Consider the following 18446-nt stretch of genomic DNA (forward strand, 5'->3'; position numbering starts at 1 on the left):
TGCGGCGGCATTTTTCTGTGCCGTATGCTGCGGTGCGCTCATCGGCAAAAATGACTTGTGGCAATTTTGTGTCATTTTTGTGCCACAACCGAGGCCTTTTGAGACCAACCGAGACTAATGGGGCATTTGTGAGACCGGAACTAAGACCCTGTTTTATATGGGCCTTAGTTGGTCTTGAGTGGTCTGGATTAGACCGCTTATTGGTGGAGACGGCGGGAATCGAACCCGCGTCCGCAAGTCCTCTACAGACAGTTCTACATACTTAGCCATGTTATTTAATTTAGCCTGGCAACCGCCAACCGGCAAGCTGATGACAGGCGAGTCACCTTGCGTTTAACGTTTTATAAAGTGACCCTATAAAACGCGATCCCCGTTAGTGACTCTGCTGTCTGTTGCCAGACCCGGCGTTGAGGCCCACCGGTGCAGAGGCTAGCCGATTAAGCGGCTAAAGCGTAGTTTTCGTCGTTTGCGACTATTGTTTTCAGATGGATTTACGAGGTAATCTGATCCTCGGTATGCCCTGCGCTGCTTTGCAACCCACGTCGAAACCAGATCGTCCCCGGTATTCGTTTTGGTAGTGCATAGGATGGTGCCGAAACCTAAAAGTTCAAGTCCTATGCGCCAGGTATTCTAACAGAAAAGCGGGAGTTTCTTTACAGATAGCTCAGCAGCTCCGCGGGGTGATCGATCAGGTGCCGGGCACCCCAGGTTTCGGGCGGCTGGTCGTTGCCCAGATAGCCATAGCGGGCAACGATGGGTTGCATGCCGGCTGCCAGGCTGGCTTGAACATCGCGGATGTCGTCCCCGAGATAAATGCAATGCGCGGGGGAAATGTTTATTTTATTGCTGGCGGTCAAGAGCGGTTCGGGGTGTGGCTTGGTATTCGCCAGTTCATCGCCACAGACAATGCAGGCGACGCGTTGTGCCAGACCCAGTATTTCAATCAGCGGATGCGCAAAACGCGCCGGTTTGTTGGTGACGATACCCCAAGGCAAATTGCGTTGTTCCAGTTGATCGAGCAACGCATCAACACCGGGAAAAAGACAGGTATCGTGACATAGGCGTTGTGTGTAGAAATCCAGAAACTCGTTACGCATCGATTCATAACCTGCGTCGCCCGGTTTGATGTTGAAGCCGAGTCCCAGCAGCCCGCGCGAACCGGCGGAGGCCTGCGTACGGATTTTTTCGATGGGCAGCTCGGGTAGTCCGCGCAGGATGAGTTGCCGGTTCAAGGCGTGGCCGAGATCCGGTGCAGTATCGGCCAGTGTGCCATCGAAGTCGAAGAGAACGGCTTTAATCATGGATTCAGTTCAAATGCTGGAGGTGATAGTGAAACAACGCAATCGGTTTAGGTGCGGTACGCCATGATGTAGTTCACATCGGTGTCATCTTCCAGTGCATAGACTTTGGTGATCGGGTTGTATGTCATGCCGATCAGCTGCTCATCCGTCAAACCGGCATTGCGCGCCATACGCGCGAGTTCCGAGGGTTTGATGAATTTTGAGTATTCGTGCGTGCCGCGTGGCAATAGCTTCAAGACATATTCCGCGCCGATGATGGCAAACAGATAGGCTTTCGGGTTGCGGTTAATGGTTGAGAAGAAAACCCAGCCGCCGGGTTTGGTTAATTGCGTGCAGGAACGGATAATGCTCATGGGATCGGGTATGTGTTCGAGCATTTCCATGCAGGTAACCACGTCAAAGTGTTGCGGCTGCTCTTTTGCCAGCGATTCCACGGTGATCTTGCGGTAGTCGACGTGATGTCCGCTTTCCAGCAGGTGCAGTTTGGCGACTTTGAGCGCTTTGTCGCTGAGATCGATACCGGTCACATGCGCGCCCATCGATGCCATGCCCTCGGACAGAATACCGCCGCCGCAACCGACATCCAGCACGGCTTTTCCGGTTAAGCCTTCAACCAGATCATTGATGTAGTTAAGGCGTAGCGGATTGATTTCATGCAGCGGCTTGAATTCGCTGTTGGGGTCCCACCAGCGGTGCGCGAGTTGGCTGAATTTTTCCAGTTCCAACGGGTCAGCATTGATGCCGTCATTTTCCATATGCATTCCTTTGTGCCTAATTTTTTGATGTGGCCGCGATACGCTCTTGCCAGTATGCGGTACGGTATTGCAATTCAACCGGGTTGAGCGTCATCAGTTCTTTTTCGTGGAGCAGCATTCTACCATTTACCCACACATGACTCACTTGTTCACGGCTTGCCGTATAGACTAAATGGGAAGCCGGGTCGTAGCAAGGCGCGAGATTGAGGCCGGTGAAGTCGACTGCGGTAATATCAGCCGCTTTTCCACGGATTAATGAGCCGGTTATTTCTCCCAGCCCCAGGGCATTGGCGCCATTCAAAGTTGCCATTTTTAATGCTTGATGCGCGGGCAAAGCATCGGCCCGTCCGCTGGTCGCTTTTGCCAGCAGCGCCGCCAGACGCATTTCCTCGAACATATCGAGGCGATTATTACTGGCCGCGCCATCGGTGCCGAGACCGACATTGATGCCTTGATTCAATACAGGCGCAACCGGCGCTAGTCCGCTGGCGAGCTTCATGTTGGACGAAGGGCAATGTGCGATGCTGCAACCGTATTGATGCACCAGTTTTATTTCATGATCCGTCAAATGCGTCATGTGCACCGCAATTAAATTCGGACTGAGCAGCCCCAATTGCTGCAAGCGTTCAATCGGCCGCATGCCGGTGGATTCGAGGCTGATGCGGATTTCATCCTGGGTTTCGTGCAAATGCGTATGTATTGGGGTATCGAGCTGTTCCGCGTAAGTCAGAATGTTGCGGAAGGTTTTGTCGCTGACGGTATAGGGTGCGTGCGGCGCAAAACAGAAGGACAGCAGCGGATGCTGATATTGGTCTCGTAAATCCAAGCCTTTCGCCAAGTAATCATCGGCGTCACTGGCATAGGCGGTGGGAAAGTCGATCACGACCATGCCGATGGCAGCACGCATGCCGGAGCCAATAGCGGCTTCCGCACAGGATTTTGGGAAAAAGTACATGTCGTTGAAACAAGTAACGCCGCCTTTGATCATTTCGGCACACGCGAGCTGTGTACCGTCCAAAACAAATTGGGCATTAACGTGCTGATTTTCTGTCGGCCAGATGCGCTGATTGAGCCATGCCATCAAAGGTATGTCATCTGCAAATCCACGCATCAGCGTCATGGCGGCATGGGTGTGCAGATTAATCAATCCCGGGATCAGCGCATGATCGTTTAGGGTGATTGTTTGCTTGGCTTGATAACGCAGACTGGCTTCCGATGCCGGCAGAATATCCTGGATAATTCCTTTATCGATGGCGATGGCATGTTGATTTAGCACGACTTCAGCAGGCTCGATGGGAATAATCCATTTCGCTTCAATCAGAGTATCGATTTGCTGCAAACCATTCATGCGTTTCGAGTATCTAGAAAGAAAAAAGCCCTGCTCTTAAGGGCAGGGCTTCATGCGTAAAAATAGTGAACCAGTTTTCGCTTATCGGGTACCGGCTACTTCGATTTCAACGCGGCGATCAGGTGCCAAGCATTCGATCAACGCTTTGGTTTTTTTGTCGCCTACGCAACTATTACCTGTCACAGGATTAGCTTCGCCTTTGCCATCAACAAAAACACGGCTTGGCTCTATGCCTCTTGAAACCAGATGAGCTTTGACCGATTCAGCACGGCGTATCGAGAGGTTTTTGTTGTATTCATCGGAACCGATGCGATCAGCATAACCTACAGCGATAATAAGATCGTACTTAACATCTTTTATGCCGGTTACAAATTCATTCAAAGACTGAATACCATTCGGTTTCAGTTTTGCGCTATCGAAATCAAATAATGCATCGGCAGAGAATGTAATTTTTTCCGGTGCTGTTTTAGCAGCTGCGACTGCAGGTGCCGCAGCTACGGGTACCGTGCCTTCAGTTTTTTTAGCCAGATCCGGATCACATTCTGGAATCGCCATTGCCGGTGTCCAGTAACCGGTTTGCCAGCATAGGCCGGTTGTATTTCTTGCCACTACACCACGATCGTCAACACCGTAAGCTTCCGGTTTTTTTACAGCTTTATCCTTATCAATAACTGTTTCTTGTGCCAAAACAGCACCAGAAAACATTACTGGTATAAGAATCATTCCCATGAGAGTATTTTTAGCTGATATTTTCTTCATGCTGTTGTCCTTTTTAATGAAAACTACGGGTTTTAATATTGGTATGCAAAAAACTATTCTGCACTTGAAAACTTTCTAGCATTCTACTACTTCAGGCTTTTGATTGCGCGTTTATCAGTTTGTTTGTTTGTTTTATCAAATCAACATGTTGTAAAATTACAACAAATTGCCCTCACGAATCAAGTTGAAATGAAATTAATGACTTAGCTTGGTTGAGCGATCAATAACCGGTCATTTTCTGATAAAAAATTAACGATATAGCAAATCGCATATCACTCTCGCACATATGGCGCCGGTATTGGCATCACGTTAAAGCCGGTGAATTATTGATCTATCACACGTATACTGTCCAGCCGCCAAGATGGTGAAATTTCACATCGGCATACTATGCGGCGAAGATTTTCATGAACCCTTTCAATCCATTCTAAAAACATTGCCGTATGCTCGATGAAACAGCAGCTCTAACTTTGTCAGCGCAAAATCTAACGCGCCATTATGGTGAAGTTGTCGCAGTTCATCAATTCGACCTGCAATTGCGGCGTGGCGAGGTATTGGGATTGCTTGGACCCAATGGCGCGGGTAAATCGACAACGCTGCGCATGTTGACGGGTAATCTTGCGCCCAGTAGCGGCGGTGTTGAAATTTGCGGCATCGATTTACTGGACAAACCGCAGGAAGCCAAGGCACATGTGGGTTTCTTACCGGAGATTCCCCCGCTTTATTTCGATATGACGGTGAATGAATATTTGCTGTTGGCTGCCCGGCTGCATCGCGTCCCGAAGGAAGCACTTAAGGCGGCGTTGGAAAATGTGAAGCAACGTTGTGGTTTGGAACAGCACAGCAACAATTTGATCGGCACATTATCGAAGGGTTATCAGCAACGCGTGGGTATCGCGCAAGCGATCATTCACAACCCCGATGTCATCATCCTGGATGAACCGACAGTGGGTCTTGATCCCAATCAGATGCGTGAAATCCGCCAATTAATCCGCGAATTGGGAACAACCAGCAGTGTTATTCTATCGACCCATATTTTGCCGGAAGTTGAAAATGTATGTGACCGGGTACAAATCATGCACCAAGGCAGCATTGTATTCGACCAGCCGATGATCGATTTGCGCCAGCAGAATACCAGTCTGGAATCGGTATTCACACAACTCACACAGTAACTGCACGAACCGGAATTTGAAGATGATTATCACCATTATCCGTAAAGAACTGCATATGCTGTTCATTTCTCCGCTGGCCTGGCTACTGCTGGCTTTGGTTCAGCTCGTGCTGGCGTGGGTTTTTCTGGTGCGGCTGGATGCATTTTTGGAAATTCAATCGCAATTATTGCAAATTGCCAATCCTCCGGGAGTTACCGAGATTATCGTGACCCCGGTCTTTGCGGTGGCCGCGATCGTTTTATTGATGATTACGCCATTACTATCGATGCGCCTCATAGCCGAAGAACGCCGCAACCGCACGCTGACACTCTTGATTTCCGCACCGGTTTCGATGACGGATATCGTGCTGGGTAAGTTTCTTGGCTTAATGGTATTTTTTTCCGCGATCATCAGTTTGATTATCGCCTTATGTCTTTCATTGCGTACCGGCGGCATGATGGACTTTGGATTATTGCTCAGTAACACGATAGGATTGCTGCTGACTGTTGCCAGTTTTTCTGCGCTTGGGCTGTATATTTCAAGCCTGACCGCACAACCGGCGATTGCCGCGGCAGGCACTCTGGGCGTGTTACTGGGATTATGGCTGATCGATCTGGCGGCAAGCGCAACACAAAGCTGGCTGCACTATTTTTCTTTGCTGAAACATTTCGACCATTTTAATCAAGGTCTGATCGACACTTTGAGTACCGCCTATTTCATTTTGTTTACCGTTACCTTTCTGGTGTTGACGATTCGCCGTCTGGATGGAGAGCGGCTGCATGGCTGAGTTGGATAAAAAATTGCACCGGCAATACCGGCTACACCATGGCCTGTTTGTCATTTTGCTGCTGCTATTGGTTTTCTTACTTGGATATTTGGCCCAGCAGACCCGCCAGCAATGGGATATCAGTCAGAACGGGCGTAACAGCCTGAGTGAAGCCAGCGTGGAGATCCTGCAAAAATTGCATGGACCGGTCGAGATCACCGCGTATGCCACTGAGCAAGATGCTCAACTGGGCGACATCCGCCGCATCATTACTGATTTTATCGCAATGTATCAGCGCATTAAGCCAGATCTTTCGTTGCTGTTCATCGATCCGGTGGAACAGCCACTGTTAGCGCAGGAAGCCAATGTGCACGTCAATGGTGAAATGATCATTCGATTCAATCAGCGGGTTGAACACTTGCTTACCATCAATGAACAAGCATTTTCCAATGCATTGATGCGGCTAGCTCGCGCAGAAGATAAGCTGATTGTGGCGCTAAGCGGTCATGGTGAGCGCAAGCTAGAGGGTAACGCCAATTATGATCTCGGAGAATTCGGCAAGCACTTACGCTCCAACGGCTTTAACAGCCAGCCACTCAATCTCGCCATGGAACGGGATATCTCGGCCACGGCGAGCATGCTGCTCATTGCGTCACCGCAAACCGACTTGTTGCCAGGGGAAGTGCAAAAACTGCTGGATTATATCGACCGTGGCGGCAATTTGCTCTGGCTGGTTGATCAGGAATCGTTGCGCGGATTATTGCCGCTGACAGAAAAATTGCGCTTATCACTGACTCCCGGTGTCGTGGCCGATCCTCAGGCGGTGGAACTCAAAGCGCCGATTACCTTTGCTTTGGGCGCAATTTACGGGCCGCATGTCATTACCAATGATTTTAATTACATCACCGTATTTCCCTTCGCGCGTCAGATCGAGATGGATGATAGCGAGGATTGGAGCGGTGTTGCACTGGTTGAAGCGGCACCGCAAGGTTGGGTGGAAACCGGCGATCCGAATGGAGAAATTCAGTTTGATCAGGATGCTGATATACCCGGACCGGTCAGTATTGCCGTGGCGTTGACGCGCACTATCCAAGACCGCGAGCAACGCATTGCCGTGGTCGGCAGCGGGCATTTTCTTGCCAATACTTATCTGGGCAACGGCAGTAATCTGGACTTCGGCATTAATCTGATTAACTGGTTGACCGGTGATGAAGAGTTGATCGTGATTCAACCACGCGCAACGCTGGATAGCAGTCTGGTCTTGAGTGAATTTGAACTGACACTGATCGCGGTGGTTTTCTTAGTGGTATTGCCCCTGCTGTTCCTGACATGCGGGGGTGTAATTTGGTGGCGCCGCCGGAGAAAAATATGACCATGACGCATCATGCACGGCTGAATCTCATTATGGTTGCCACGATTGGCAGCTTGCTGTTGTTTCTTTACTTTAAACCGCAATCCCAGGGTAACCCGGAATATTCAATCGCCAGCAATTCTGCCGAAACCGTGCAGAGTGTGCGTATCGTCAGGCCACAACAGGAAATCACGCTCAAACGGCTGAACGATCATTGGTATCTGACAACGCCCCTGCACGCCCGGGCTAACGAAGAAAAGATCCGGCGAATTCTGGAAATTCTCCAGGCTAAAAGTCAGCAACGCTTTCCGTTGACTGATTTAGGACGATTTGGTCTGGAGCGCCCGAATGTGCTGTTAACCATTGACGATACACAGTTTGGCTTTGGCGGATTTGCACCCACCACTAACCAGCAATATGTAGCGGCTGGTGATCATGTGCATCTGATTGCACCCCGTTATGCGTTGGCATTGCCGGGTAGCGTGAACGATTTGATCGATTCCAGGTTGCTGTCACCTAGCGAGACTCCGGTCAAGTTTGAACTGCCGCATTTTGCGGCGGAATTTCACCATCCCGATTGGCGTGTAACATTGCAACGATCGGACCATGTCGTCACCGAAACTGCATTGAAAGATTGGATTCAATTGTGGCAGACGGCTAGCGCCGCGGAGCTGATATTGGTGTCGCAGCTGGGATCTGATTTTGTTGAAACCGGTATGTTGAAAATCGGTTTGCAGGATGGCCAGCAGATCGATCTGAAAATATTGCACAATGCCGTTTCGATTGTTTTAGTGCGGGCCGATGAGGAAATCGGTTACCAATTTCCGCTTGATACCGGCCGGCATTTACTCGATCCAGCCACCCTAGCACAGGCTGAGACTGAGAGCTGATGCCGGAATTACCGGAAGTCGAAACAACGCGGCGTGGCATTGCACCCCATATCGTGGGACAAACGATTACCCAAGTCATTGTCCGTAATCCCCGGCTACGCTGGCCGGTACCGGATGAGTTACCGTCATTATTAACAGGCCTGACGATTCAAACCGTAACCCGGCGCGCCAAATACCTGTTGCTGGATTTTGGTACGGGAACATTGATCATGCATTTGGGAATGTCGGGAAGCTTACGCATTCTGCCACCAACGCAAAATACAGGGCTTTCGCCGGGAAAGCATGATCATCTTGACTTGATTCTGCGTGATCGCACAGTCTTAAGGTTGCGGGATCCGCGCCGTTTTGGTGCCGTGTTATGGCAAACCGGAAATGTTCTACACCATCCGCTTTTTCAGAACCTCGGCCCGGAGCCCTTAACGGCGGATTTCGATGCCGCGTGGTTATTCGCGAAAACCAGAGGCAGCCGTGTCAGCATCAAGCAAACGCTGATGAATCATCACGTGGTGGTTGGTATCGGCAATATTTATGCGAACGAAGCCTTGTTTCTCGCCGGGATCAACCCCAAAATTGCCGCTGGTAGGATTGGCATAACCCGGTATGAACGGTTGGTGCAGGCGGTTAAACACACTTTGCAGCAAGCCATCGAAGCAGGTGGCAGCAGTTTGCGCGATTTTGTGAACAGCGACGGAACTCCCGGTTACTTCCAGCAGAACTATTGGGTTTATGGGCGTGAAGGCCAGCGCTGTAAAAAATGTGAGGGTATGATTCAGTACATCAGACAAGGACAACGCGCTAGTTTCTATTGCCCGGCTTGCCAGCACTGATCTCAGTTCAATCAACGTAGCGAGAAAATGACTATGAATATTTCGTTCATCGGCGGCGGTAATATGGCTTCCGCCTTAATCAGCGGATTGTTGCAGCAAGGGTATGCAGCCCGGCAACTCAACGTGGTGGAAATTAATGCCGGCAGCCGAGAAAAATTGCAGCAAGCATTCGGCATCACAGCGGTGGCCGATCTCGCTGAGGGTATCGCCGCCAGCGATGTGATCTTGCTGTCGGTAAAACCGCAGCAATTATTTGAATTGACGCAGAAACTTTCGCCATTACTGAAAAATCAATTGACGATATCGATTGCCGCCGGAATTCGCGCCACCGACATCATGCGTTGGTTGGGCGGGTATCAGCGGGTCGTGCGTGCCATGCCCAATACGCCTTCGCTGGTGCGTTCCGGTGTCACCGGTTTATATGCAACTCCCAGCGTGGATGCGCGGGACAGAACGAGCGCTGAATCGATCCTCGCGGCGGTAGGTTCGACCCTTTGGGTGGATGACGAAGAGATGCTGCATGCCGTAACAGCGATCTCCGGTAGCGGCCCCGCTTATGTCTTCTACTTTATTGAAGCGATGCAACAAGCGGCGATAGAATTAGGTCTATCAGCGGTTCAAGCCAGACAACTCAGCTTGCAGACTTTCGCAGGCGCCAGCAAACTGGCCATTTCGAGCGATGAAGATGCGGCCGTATTGCGCGCTCGGGTGACTTCCAAAGGCGGCACCACCGAGCAAGCGATACAAACTATGGAAAAAAATGATATTAAGTGTAAGATCGTCACTGCCATTCATGCTGCGAATAAACGCTCACGGGAATTAAGTGACGAGTTCGGCAAAATATAATGTTCGCGATAACTTATTAGCGATTTCTTAATTATCGATTATAGTTTTTCTGGAAAATTGTTATGTCCAATCAAATCCTGATTTTTCTTGTTGATACTATTCTGGGGTTGTTATCCCTGGCATTGTTATTGCGTTTTTATTTTCAATTACTGCGCGTCCCCTACTACAACTCGGTCTCGCAGTTTCTGATCGCAGTGACCGATTTTATTGTACGTCCGGCGCGCCGATTTATTCCCGGCTGGGCGGGAATTGATTTATCAACACTGGTGCTGGCGTGGCTGCTGGAGTGCATCATCATAGCCAGCATGTACATGGTGCAAGGGTATGATTTCGAGATCAATATCGTCACTTCATTGGGCGTGATGGGATTGCTGGGCATCGTTGAGATCATTAAGACGACGCTCTATATCGTGTTGATCATGATTATCATGCAAGCCGTATTGTCGTGGGTTAATCCGCACAGTCCGCTGGCGCCGCTGTTGGAAAGCTTTACCCGTCCGTTCCTGGCTGTTTTCCGCAAACGCATACCACCGGTCGCCAATGTCGACTTGTCTCCCTTGTTCGTGCTGATTCTGATTCAAGTGTTATTGATGGTCGTAGCCGGCGTGAATAAGGAAATCATCGCAATGCTCTTTTAACTAATCGATCGGCATGGGATGGTACCGGTACGATGATGCGGATAATCTCGTGCTGACACTGCATATTCAACCGGGTGCAAAAAATACCGCAGCAGCCGGTTTGCATGGCGATGCGTTAAAAATAAAACTCGCAGCGCCACCGGTGGAAGGCAAAGCTAATACCGCATTGCTGAAATTTCTTGCCGAACGTTTTGATGTGCCGCTTTCTCGCGTGATATTGAAACAAGGGGATAAATCGCGCCATAAAGTGATCGTGATTCAGCGATCCGCACATGATCCGGCAGTGTTATTTGATGAGTCCTGCGATTAATTACCGCTGCCAAGATAGGATTCTCATATTAATGCCACAGAGCAATCTTAGGTTTCCATGCGAATGACTACAGAACGTATCGAATCAGCTCGCGCCGAAGAGATCCAAGAAAATCAATTCACGCGCACTTTTGCCGCCTTGGAGAAGATTTCATGAAACGACGCACTGTGTTACAAGCGCTGGCCGCAGCCGCCGTGATTCCGCTGGTTCCCACCTGCTTGCGCACGGCGGCGGTTGGTGAAGCGGCCAGCCCCATCACGCCGCTTAACAAACCGCATGAAGAATGGCGCACATTGCTTTCACCAAGAGCCTATCAAATCTTGTTTGAAGAAGCCACCGAGCGCCCGGAATCGAGCAATCTGGTGTACGAAGATCGCGCAGGTACATTCATTTGCGCCGCTTGTTATCTGCCGCTGTTTGACAGTGCGCATAAATATGAAAGCTGGACCGGCTGGCCCAGTTTTACCCAGCCGATTGCCGGACACATCGCCACCAGACTCGATTTCAAACTGATCAAACCACGCACCGAATACCACTGCGCACGCTGCGGCGGGCATCAGGGCCACGTGTTCAAAGACGGCCCACCGCCACGCGGCGAACGCTGGTGTAACAACGGCATTGCGCTCAATTTTGTGCCGAAAGACGAACCGCTACCGGCGCTCAGAAGCTGATTACCGGTGCGCCTCAGCCCGCAAACCTACCGGATTATTCTCTGACCTGTGTACTTTTCGATTGCGCACCCACTGCAAGTAGCGAAAACTGACAATGGGGCAAGAATCCATCTGGCGTAAAATCCACCTTGCGCCGCTAAAATCCCTAACAATTCTGTCAAAGCCCAAATCAATAGCCATTCACTATTTTCCTATTTATACTGGCGGCAACTTCATCGCACAGGATACTTGATTCGCACCATGCACACCGATGATTCAATATAGTCTATCTTTTTCAAATCATTGATTAAAATACCGATATAACATATCTAATAATATAATAACAATAACGAATTAGTTGTAAAGAGAAGATTGGAAGAATCCCAATTTCCCCTAAGCAAATTCCTTATTTTAAAATCAACCATTCTATTTTCAGAGCCGAGACTCCCTTGACACAATTTTCCGTAGTAATACCGACACTCAACGAAGCCGATAACATTGATCCGTTATTAACCAGCTTGTTTGCATTGAATCTCCCGCAGGACAGCTTTGAAGTTATTTTTGTCGACGATGGTTCAAAGGACGGCACTCCGGAAAAAGTACGAGCATGGGAGAAAAAAGCGCAGGTGCGGCTCATTGAGCGCACAGAGAAACCGGATTTGACGGCGTCGATTCTGGCCGGCGCCGCGCAGGCGCAGAGCGATGTGATTGTGGTCATGGATGCGGATCTGAGCCATCCGCCAGAACAGCTTTCCGCCGTTGTGGCGCCCGTGCTGAATGACAGTCACGACGTCTCCATCGGCAGCCGCTATATTCCGGGCGGCCGCACCGAAGGCTGGCCGTTGCACCGGCAATGGCTATCGCGCATCGGCGGCTCACTGGCACGCCCGCTGTGCGATGTGAACGATGCCACTTCGGGCTTTTTTGCATTCCGCCGCGAGCTGGCATCGACCATTTCCGGAAAGGCGCACGGCTATAAAATCCTGCTCGAACTGTTGATGGCCGGACAAGGCACGCTAAAAGTGGTTGAAGTGCCCATCTGTTTCCGTGACCGGACACGCGGCACTTCAAAATTATCATTTCACCACCAATGGGCGTATCTGCAACGCTTGCTTGCGCTTTCCGGCGGCGCCACGATTCACAACGCCGGACGTGTTATTTTGATTGGACTGCTCTGTGCGCTGATCGATATCGGGTTGTTCCAGATCCTGAAAAGCAACGGCGCAGGACTGGCAGCGGCTCATATCGGAAGTTTTCTTGCCGCAGCAACGGTATTTCTCGCTTTTAATTCCGGCGGATTGTTCCGCTCCCGGCAGACTAATCAGCTGCAGTGGCCCCGCCTCGGCCGTATCGCTGCGGTCGGCAGCATTGCGATGCTGTCACGCGGTGGTTTGCTGTCCTTGCTTGTCAATACCTGGCAAGTAGCGCCGCTATGGGCCATTCTCACCGCCACGGTCACTAGCGTAATCATCTGTTATCTGGGATCGATCTTCTATATATTTCCGCCAAAAGACAATCGCCCTACTGTCGATACGCGCTGGCGCGTGGCTGCGATCGGCATCGTACCGTTCATTATATTGTTCCGTTTGATTTATCTTGGCGAAACACAACTGATTCCCGACGAAGCCTATTACTGGAACTATACCCAGCATATGGATTTAAGTTTCTACGATCATCCGCCCATGGTGGCGTGGCTGATCTGGCTAGGCACTGCAATTGCTGGCAATAATGAATTCGGGGTCAGGATCGGAGCATTCATCTGCGGCTTGGTAACGATGGGTTTTCTGTATGCTTTGGCCAAAAACCTATACGACAAATCCACCGGTATACGCACGGTACTGCTGTTGGCGGTCCTGCCATTCACTTTCGCCACCGGCTTCCTCATGACTACGGATGCCCCGGTAATAGCGGCCTGGGCAGCCACACTCTATTACATGGAACGCGCCTTGATCGCAAACCGTAGTTCAGCTTGGCTAGGAATGGGAATCGCTTTTGGGCTTGGCATTCTATCCAAATATACGCTTGGATTGCTCGGCGCTGCCGCATTGTTATTTGTGCTCATCGACCCGGCTGCACGCCGCTGGTTGATTCGCCCCCATCCGTACCTTGCCGCATTGCTGGCGCTGCTGTTGTTTTCCCCGGTTATTATCTGGAACTTGGAGCATCACTGGTCTTCGATCATGTTTCAGTCATCGCGCATCCGCGGTGTCGGTGACGATGAGTTCTCGGTTCATTTAATGCTCGTCAACCTGCTGGTATTACTCACGCCGACGGGTTTGATCGCTGCGCTATTAGCATTGCTGCCCGGGAACAAACATGGCACGGGAGAGTTTGCGCACAGACGCATGTTGTTTGTATGCCTATTCACGGGAGTACCGCTGGGGATATTTTTGGTACTCAGCATCTTCGACTCATTGCGTTTCCATTGGACCGCCCCGTTATGGCTTGCCATCATCCCGACAATGGCCTGGATGATGGGACAAAACTTCAGTCCGCGCAGCTTCGCAAACCGTATCCAAGCCGCATGGAAACCAACGATCGCCCTTTCCATAGCGGTGTACGCATTAATAATGCACTATGTGGTGCTCGGAATTCCAGGGATTCCATATCCTGAGTTGATGAATCGCTACTTTTGGCGCGAAGCCACCATTGAAATCGAGAAAATTGCGGCAGATGTGCAGCAGCAGACCGGACAGAAACCCTTGGTCGTCGGCATGAGCAAATGGTCGGTTGCCAGTGCGCTAGCATTCTACAATCAGCATGGCGAACCAATGGATATCCGCGCGCGCAATATGTTTGGCGATAGCGGCGCCATGTATGAAGTCTGGCATCCATCGGAACCGCCCGTCACCCGGCCGATTATTCTGGTCAGCATGGCGCGGCATCATCTGGAGCACGGCCGTGCCGGCAATGATATTTCCAAGCATCTCGATCAACCTGGCCCAGTCCATAGCCTGATTATCACGCGCGAAGGCAAGCCGCTGCGCTTCGTTTATTACAGAATTGCACAAGGATATTCAGGTCTTTGATATTGATCCGCCGCTCTTGCAAAAATAACCGGAAATTGCAGTTGTTAACCGGTAGAAGCCTCGCTACACTTTCAGGCTCTACTGAATGACACGCATTATTTGAGAATATACGATGCAAACCGACTGGACACATCCGGACATCGTGCAATGGTGTCAGTATTTACTCGACAGCTACGCACACTGGGTCAAACAGGAATTGATCGAACGGACTGGCACGCCGCTGGAACAAGCGGAGCGGTTATTCAACAGCGCATTCGTGGTGGCATCGCACGGCACGGAGGATGATCCAATATTAAATTACGGTAACCGCACAGCGCTCAATCTATGGATGATGGACTGGCAGCAATTTACGCATACCCCTTCCCGCCTGACCGCGGAACCGGCTAAACGGGAAGAACGCGCACGCATGCTGGAACAGGTAAAAACCCAGGGCTATCATGCTGATTACAGTGGTATCCGGATATCCAGTACCGGCAAACGTTTTCTAGCTGAGCGGATTCTCATCTGGAATATCCAGAAACCGGATGGCACGATAGTCGGACAAGGCGCCACCTTCTCGACATGGAAATTTTTGAGCCAAAATTAGCGACAATTCGCAAAACAAATTTGCCCGAAACGGGGAACTGGTTTATTCTTTGCCCCCTTGCCGAAATTACCTGGAGAAGTGACCGAGCGGCTGAAGGTGCACGCCTGGAAAGCGTGTGTACGGCTCAAACCGTACCGCGGGTTCGAATCCCGCCTTCTCCGCCAATAAACTATCCAAACAAATCCAAAGAAGTACAAATAACCCAGTAAATCAATAGATTCACTGTGAAGTTTGTCCAAAGGAATCTCGTAGAATATAATGTCATCCAACTTTTCGGGCAAGACGGATGGCAAGACGAGATGGCAAAGGAAGTCAAAAGACTAAAAGCAGTTCAAATCAATTCACTCCCACCTGGCACTCACTCCGACGGCGATAATCTGCTTTTGCGAGTACGAGATTCCGGTTCTCGCAGTTGGGTATTCCGATATAAGCAAAATGGCCGGGCCATCGAGCTTGGATTAGGCTCAACAACAGATAGAACGCTGGCTGAGGCCCGTGAAATCGCCAGTAATATGCGGCGTGCAATCGCAAATGGCCAATCCCCTAAAGAAGTATTGCGAATAGAAAAGCCAAGCAAGACCTTCGCTGACTACGCGCTCGAATGCATAGAACACAAAAAGACTGGATGGCGGAACAGTAAACACGAGAGCCAGTGGCGAAACACGCTTATGCAATATGCGTTTCCATTCATTGGCGATAAATCCATCACAGATATTGGCGTGGATGATGTTAAAGCCGTGCTTAACCCAATCTGGAAAGATAAGACCGAAACTGCATCAAGAGTAAGACAGCGGATAGAAGTGGTGCTGGATTACGCTTTTCTTCATGAAAATATCGACAAGAGTAACCCCGCTCGATGGAAAGGTTGTTTAGACCACATTTTTCCAGCACCGAAGAAAGTAACTCCTGTCGTTCATTTTAATGCGATTTCCTATGACAAGTTGATTGAAGTCATGGAAGCATTGCGTGCAAAAGACGAAACCAGTATGAGTGCTTTTTGCGTTCGTTGGATAGCTCTGACTGCTTGCAGAAGTTCAGAAGCACGCGGCATGACTTGGGGTGAAATCAATAAGACCACAAAAACATGGACAATTCCAGCCAACCGAATGAAATCGGGTCGAATGCACCGTGTGCCGTTAAGCCGTGAGTGCCTGGAAATAGTGACTTTATTGGAAAAATATAAATCAGGGAATGATGATCATGTGTTTGGCCGGAAACTCAGCGACGTGGCCATTAGTAAAATGCTTAAAAGCGTTTCTTACCCTGAAGCTACCATACATGGCCTACGAAGTTCGTTTCGTGATTGGTGTGGCGACAAAACCAATTTTCCAAGGGAAGTTTGCGAAGCTGCATTAGCTCATGTGATCGAGAATCAAACTGAAGCTGCTTACCGGAGAAGTGATTTATTTGAAAAACGACGTGAGTTAATGGCGAAGTGGGGAGAATATATCGATAAACGCTTTATTTATAGAAATGCTCAGAGTGTCATCGAAAAAGAATGTGATTCGTAATCAGTAGGTCGGAGGTTCGACTCCTCTCAACAGCACCAAAAAACAAAGACTTACGAACAATACTGAAACACTTTTACTTCGATTGTGTCAAATTTGTGCCATTAAGTACGCTATCCACGATTCTCGCATGCTGAGCAAATTGCTCTGGAGCCAGATGCGCATAACGTCTCACCATCTCAGCAGACTCCCATGCGCCCATCTCCTGAATGACATTTAATGGCACACCATTCTGAGTTAACCAACTTGCCCAGGTATGGCGCAAATCATGCCAACGAAAATCCTCAATACCTGCACGTTTTAACGCTTTATACCAAGCTTTTGTATTAACTTGGATGATTGGTCTGCCCTTGTAACTGAATACTGACTTGGGATGCTTGCCGATCTGTTTGGTTAATACTGCTATAGCCGTCGAATTGAGCGTAACGTGAATCGATTTTCCTGCTTTGGCCTGATCGCCGTGTATCCACGCAACATTTCGCTGTATATCGACTTGCGACCATTCCAGTTTTGTGACATTTGATCGTCTCAATCCTGTAGCCAATGAAAACTTCACAATCTCCGCCAAATGTTCCGGCAGTTCTTGGATAAGCAAACCGGCTTGTTCTGCACTTAAATAACGCACTCGCCGCTTTGCTTCACGATACAGTTTAATCACGGGTGGTTTATCAATCCATTCCCAATCTAAAGCGGATCGCCGCAAGATTGCACGAATTAGCGCCAATAAGCGATTAGCTGTTGCCGGGCTTGATTGCTGAAGCTTTAACTCACCAATCTTTGCGATTACATCCCGAGTCAACTCATCCAGATACTTACCCCTGAAGAACTGTTGGAGCCAGTTTATTTTAGCCACATCTTCATGATGTGACTTTTTATGTTGCGTCTCCATCAGCCATTTATAAGCGGCTTCATCCCAAGTCCGCTTTGGCTTATCCCCCAGTCTTGCAACCCGCCAGGATTCCGCTTTCAGCTTATCGTGGAATTCTTGCGCCTGGGTTTTATCTTCAGTTGCAGCAGAGCATCTAACTCGCTCGCCGCTTGGTGTGGTGAAACTAATCCACCACGTCTTACCACGTTTACAGAGTGACATAATTGTTTCTCCTCATGTCCCACTTGTAACGCTTGCCGAGTGCAAGCATATAACGAGCGAATGTGGTCAGCAAGATCATCTTCAATAAATGCCCACCGTTTACCTAATTTTGCACCCGGAATAATTCCTGCTTTAGCGCGACGACGCACTTCTTCAGGGTGCAACTTCAAGAATTGGGCAGCTTCACTTAAATTTAATGTTCTCATGTACTATCCAACTTATTTTTAGAAAACCTTGCTATAACAAAATCAAAAATATGGTTACAACTGAAACCAAGAGTAAGGTTGATGCCAATAAATTGATGATGGCCGCCTGTCTGGAAATTCTGACTAAATCGTAAGTTTCCTGATCCACCCCGCTTTTTATCTTTTCATCGATCAGCTGAATACAGCTTTCCAGGAATTGATCTCGTGTTAATTGCGCGTTACCCATAGACGCATTAATCAGTGCATTGGATTTTTTGGTCGAATATTCACACCACCGATTAAAGTTCTCTTCCAATATCGCCTGGTAATTATTTAACAGCTCAGCATGGGCTTCTTTATTCTCTTCCAGCAACACTTCGTTGAGCGTATGCATCATCAATACCGGATCATCCTGCGACAGAACAATGCCGTGCTCTGACGCTATTCTTTCAATAAGTG

At 49.5% G+C, this 18446-nt stretch carries 19 protein-coding genes, 1 tRNA gene and 1 other RNA gene; 13 read left to right on the top strand and 8 right to left on the bottom strand.

Annotation, left to right across the window (positions count from 1 at the left end):
• Positions 1-201: 201 nt before the first annotated feature.
• The 5 genes from ssrA to BLU57_RS14335 all read right to left on the bottom strand — a co-directional run bounded on the left by ssrA (position 202) and on the right by BLU57_RS14335 (position 4163).
• Positions 202-561, bottom strand: a transfer-messenger RNA (tmRNA) gene (gene ssrA, locus BLU57_RS14315).
• 92 nt (positions 562-653) lie between these two features.
• Positions 654-1301 carry a phosphoglycolate phosphatase gene (gph, locus tag BLU57_RS14320; protein ID WP_090322337.1) on the bottom strand — a complete coding sequence of 216 codons (648 nt, stop codon included), beginning with the start codon at positions 1299-1301 and terminating at the stop codon, positions 654-656.
• Positions 1302-1348: 47 nt separating this feature from the next.
• On the bottom strand, positions 1349-2056 hold the full coding sequence (ubiG, locus tag BLU57_RS14325) for a bifunctional 2-polyprenyl-6-hydroxyphenol methylase/3-demethylubiquinol 3-O-methyltransferase UbiG (RefSeq protein ID WP_090322340.1): 708 nt from the start codon (positions 2054-2056) through the stop codon (positions 1349-1351).
• Positions 2057-2072: 16 nt separating this feature from the next.
• Positions 2073-3404, bottom strand: coding sequence for a TRZ/ATZ family hydrolase (locus BLU57_RS14330; RefSeq protein ID WP_090322342.1), 1332 nt, complete (start codon positions 3402-3404; stop codon positions 2073-2075).
• A gap of 81 nt (positions 3405-3485) precedes the next feature.
• Complete coding sequence (locus BLU57_RS14335; RefSeq protein ID WP_090322345.1) at positions 3486-4163, bottom strand: OmpA family protein; 678 nt, start codon at positions 4161-4163, stop codon at positions 3486-3488.
• A gap of 467 nt (positions 4164-4630) precedes the next feature.
• Here BLU57_RS14335 and BLU57_RS14340 point away from each other — a divergent pair, with 467 nt between their 5' ends.
• The 13 genes from BLU57_RS14340 (at position 4631) to BLU57_RS14405 (ending at position 16715) form a co-directional block, all read left to right on the top strand.
• Positions 4631-5332, top strand: a complete 702-nt coding sequence (locus tag BLU57_RS14340; protein ID WP_371113174.1) for an ABC transporter ATP-binding protein — start codon at positions 4631-4633, stop codon at positions 5330-5332.
• 22 nt (positions 5333-5354) lie between these two features.
• Entirely contained in the window at positions 5355-6098 is a 744-nt protein-coding gene (locus BLU57_RS14345) for an ABC transporter permease (RefSeq protein WP_090322350.1), read from the top strand.
• On the top strand, positions 6091-7449 hold the full coding sequence (locus BLU57_RS14350) for a GldG family protein (protein WP_090322353.1): 1359 nt from the start codon (positions 6091-6093) through the stop codon (positions 7447-7449). Before BLU57_RS14345 ends, BLU57_RS14350 begins: the two co-directional genes overlap by 8 nt.
• Positions 7446-8318, top strand: coding sequence for a DUF4340 domain-containing protein (locus tag BLU57_RS14355; RefSeq protein ID WP_256206312.1), 873 nt, complete (start codon positions 7446-7448; stop codon positions 8316-8318). Before BLU57_RS14350 ends, BLU57_RS14355 begins: the two co-directional genes overlap by 4 nt.
• Entirely contained in the window at positions 8318-9145 is an 828-nt protein-coding gene (mutM, locus tag BLU57_RS14360; RefSeq protein WP_090322356.1) for a bifunctional DNA-formamidopyrimidine glycosylase/DNA-(apurinic or apyrimidinic site) lyase, read from the top strand. Before BLU57_RS14355 ends, mutM begins: the two co-directional genes overlap by 1 nt.
• 33 nt (positions 9146-9178) lie before the next feature.
• The gene (proC, locus tag BLU57_RS14365; RefSeq protein WP_090322358.1) at positions 9179-9991 is read left to right on the top strand and encodes a pyrroline-5-carboxylate reductase; all 813 of its coding nucleotides are present in this window, start codon (positions 9179-9181) and stop codon (positions 9989-9991) included.
• Positions 9992-10053: 62 nt separating this feature from the next.
• The gene (locus tag BLU57_RS14370) at positions 10054-10629 is read left to right on the top strand and encodes a YggT family protein (protein WP_090322360.1); all 576 of its coding nucleotides are present in this window, start codon (positions 10054-10056) and stop codon (positions 10627-10629) included.
• Positions 10630-10642: 13 nt separating this feature from the next.
• Complete coding sequence (locus BLU57_RS14375) at positions 10643-10939, top strand: DUF167 domain-containing protein (RefSeq protein WP_090322361.1); 297 nt, start codon at positions 10643-10645, stop codon at positions 10937-10939.
• Between the two features lie 152 nt (positions 10940-11091).
• The gene (gene msrB / locus BLU57_RS14380) at positions 11092-11610 is read left to right on the top strand and encodes a peptide-methionine (R)-S-oxide reductase MsrB (RefSeq protein WP_090322365.1); all 519 of its coding nucleotides are present in this window, start codon (positions 11092-11094) and stop codon (positions 11608-11610) included.
• A 428-nt stretch (positions 11611-12038) separates the two neighbouring features.
• Positions 12039-14618, top strand: coding sequence for a glycosyltransferase family 39 protein (locus tag BLU57_RS14390; RefSeq protein ID WP_090322370.1), 2580 nt, complete (start codon positions 12039-12041; stop codon positions 14616-14618).
• A gap of 112 nt (positions 14619-14730) precedes the next feature.
• Entirely contained in the window at positions 14731-15204 is a 474-nt protein-coding gene (locus tag BLU57_RS14395; protein ID WP_090322372.1) for an MEKHLA domain-containing protein, read from the top strand.
• 72 nt (positions 15205-15276) lie between these two features.
• Positions 15277-15368 (top strand) — tRNA-Ser (locus BLU57_RS14400).
• A 135-nt stretch (positions 15369-15503) separates the two neighbouring features.
• Positions 15504-16715, top strand: coding sequence for a tyrosine-type recombinase/integrase (locus tag BLU57_RS14405; protein ID WP_090322383.1), 1212 nt, complete (start codon positions 15504-15506; stop codon positions 16713-16715).
• Positions 16716-16788: 73 nt separating this feature from the next.
• Here the strand turns inward: BLU57_RS14405 and BLU57_RS14410 are convergent, their stop codons facing one another.
• From BLU57_RS14410 to BLU57_RS14420, 3 genes are all read right to left on the bottom strand, one after another.
• A complete protein-coding gene (locus BLU57_RS14410; protein WP_132467141.1) occupies positions 16789-17769 on the bottom strand; it encodes a tyrosine-type recombinase/integrase in 981 nt (326 codons plus the stop codon).
• Positions 17679-18008 carry a helix-turn-helix domain-containing protein gene (locus tag BLU57_RS16735; protein WP_090322377.1) on the bottom strand — a complete coding sequence of 110 codons (330 nt, stop codon included), beginning with the start codon at positions 18006-18008 and terminating at the stop codon, positions 17679-17681. The genes BLU57_RS14410 and BLU57_RS16735 overlap by 91 nt, the downstream gene beginning before the upstream one ends.
• Before the next feature lie 31 nt (positions 18009-18039).
• On the bottom strand, positions 18040-18446 hold a 407-nt coding region (locus BLU57_RS14420), incomplete at its 5' end, for a conjugal transfer protein TraM (protein ID WP_256206314.1).

Source organism: Nitrosomonas oligotropha (genome assembly GCF_900106555.1).
In the GTDB taxonomy this organism is placed as follows: Bacteria; Pseudomonadota; Gammaproteobacteria; order Burkholderiales; family Nitrosomonadaceae; genus Nitrosomonas; species Nitrosomonas oligotropha_A.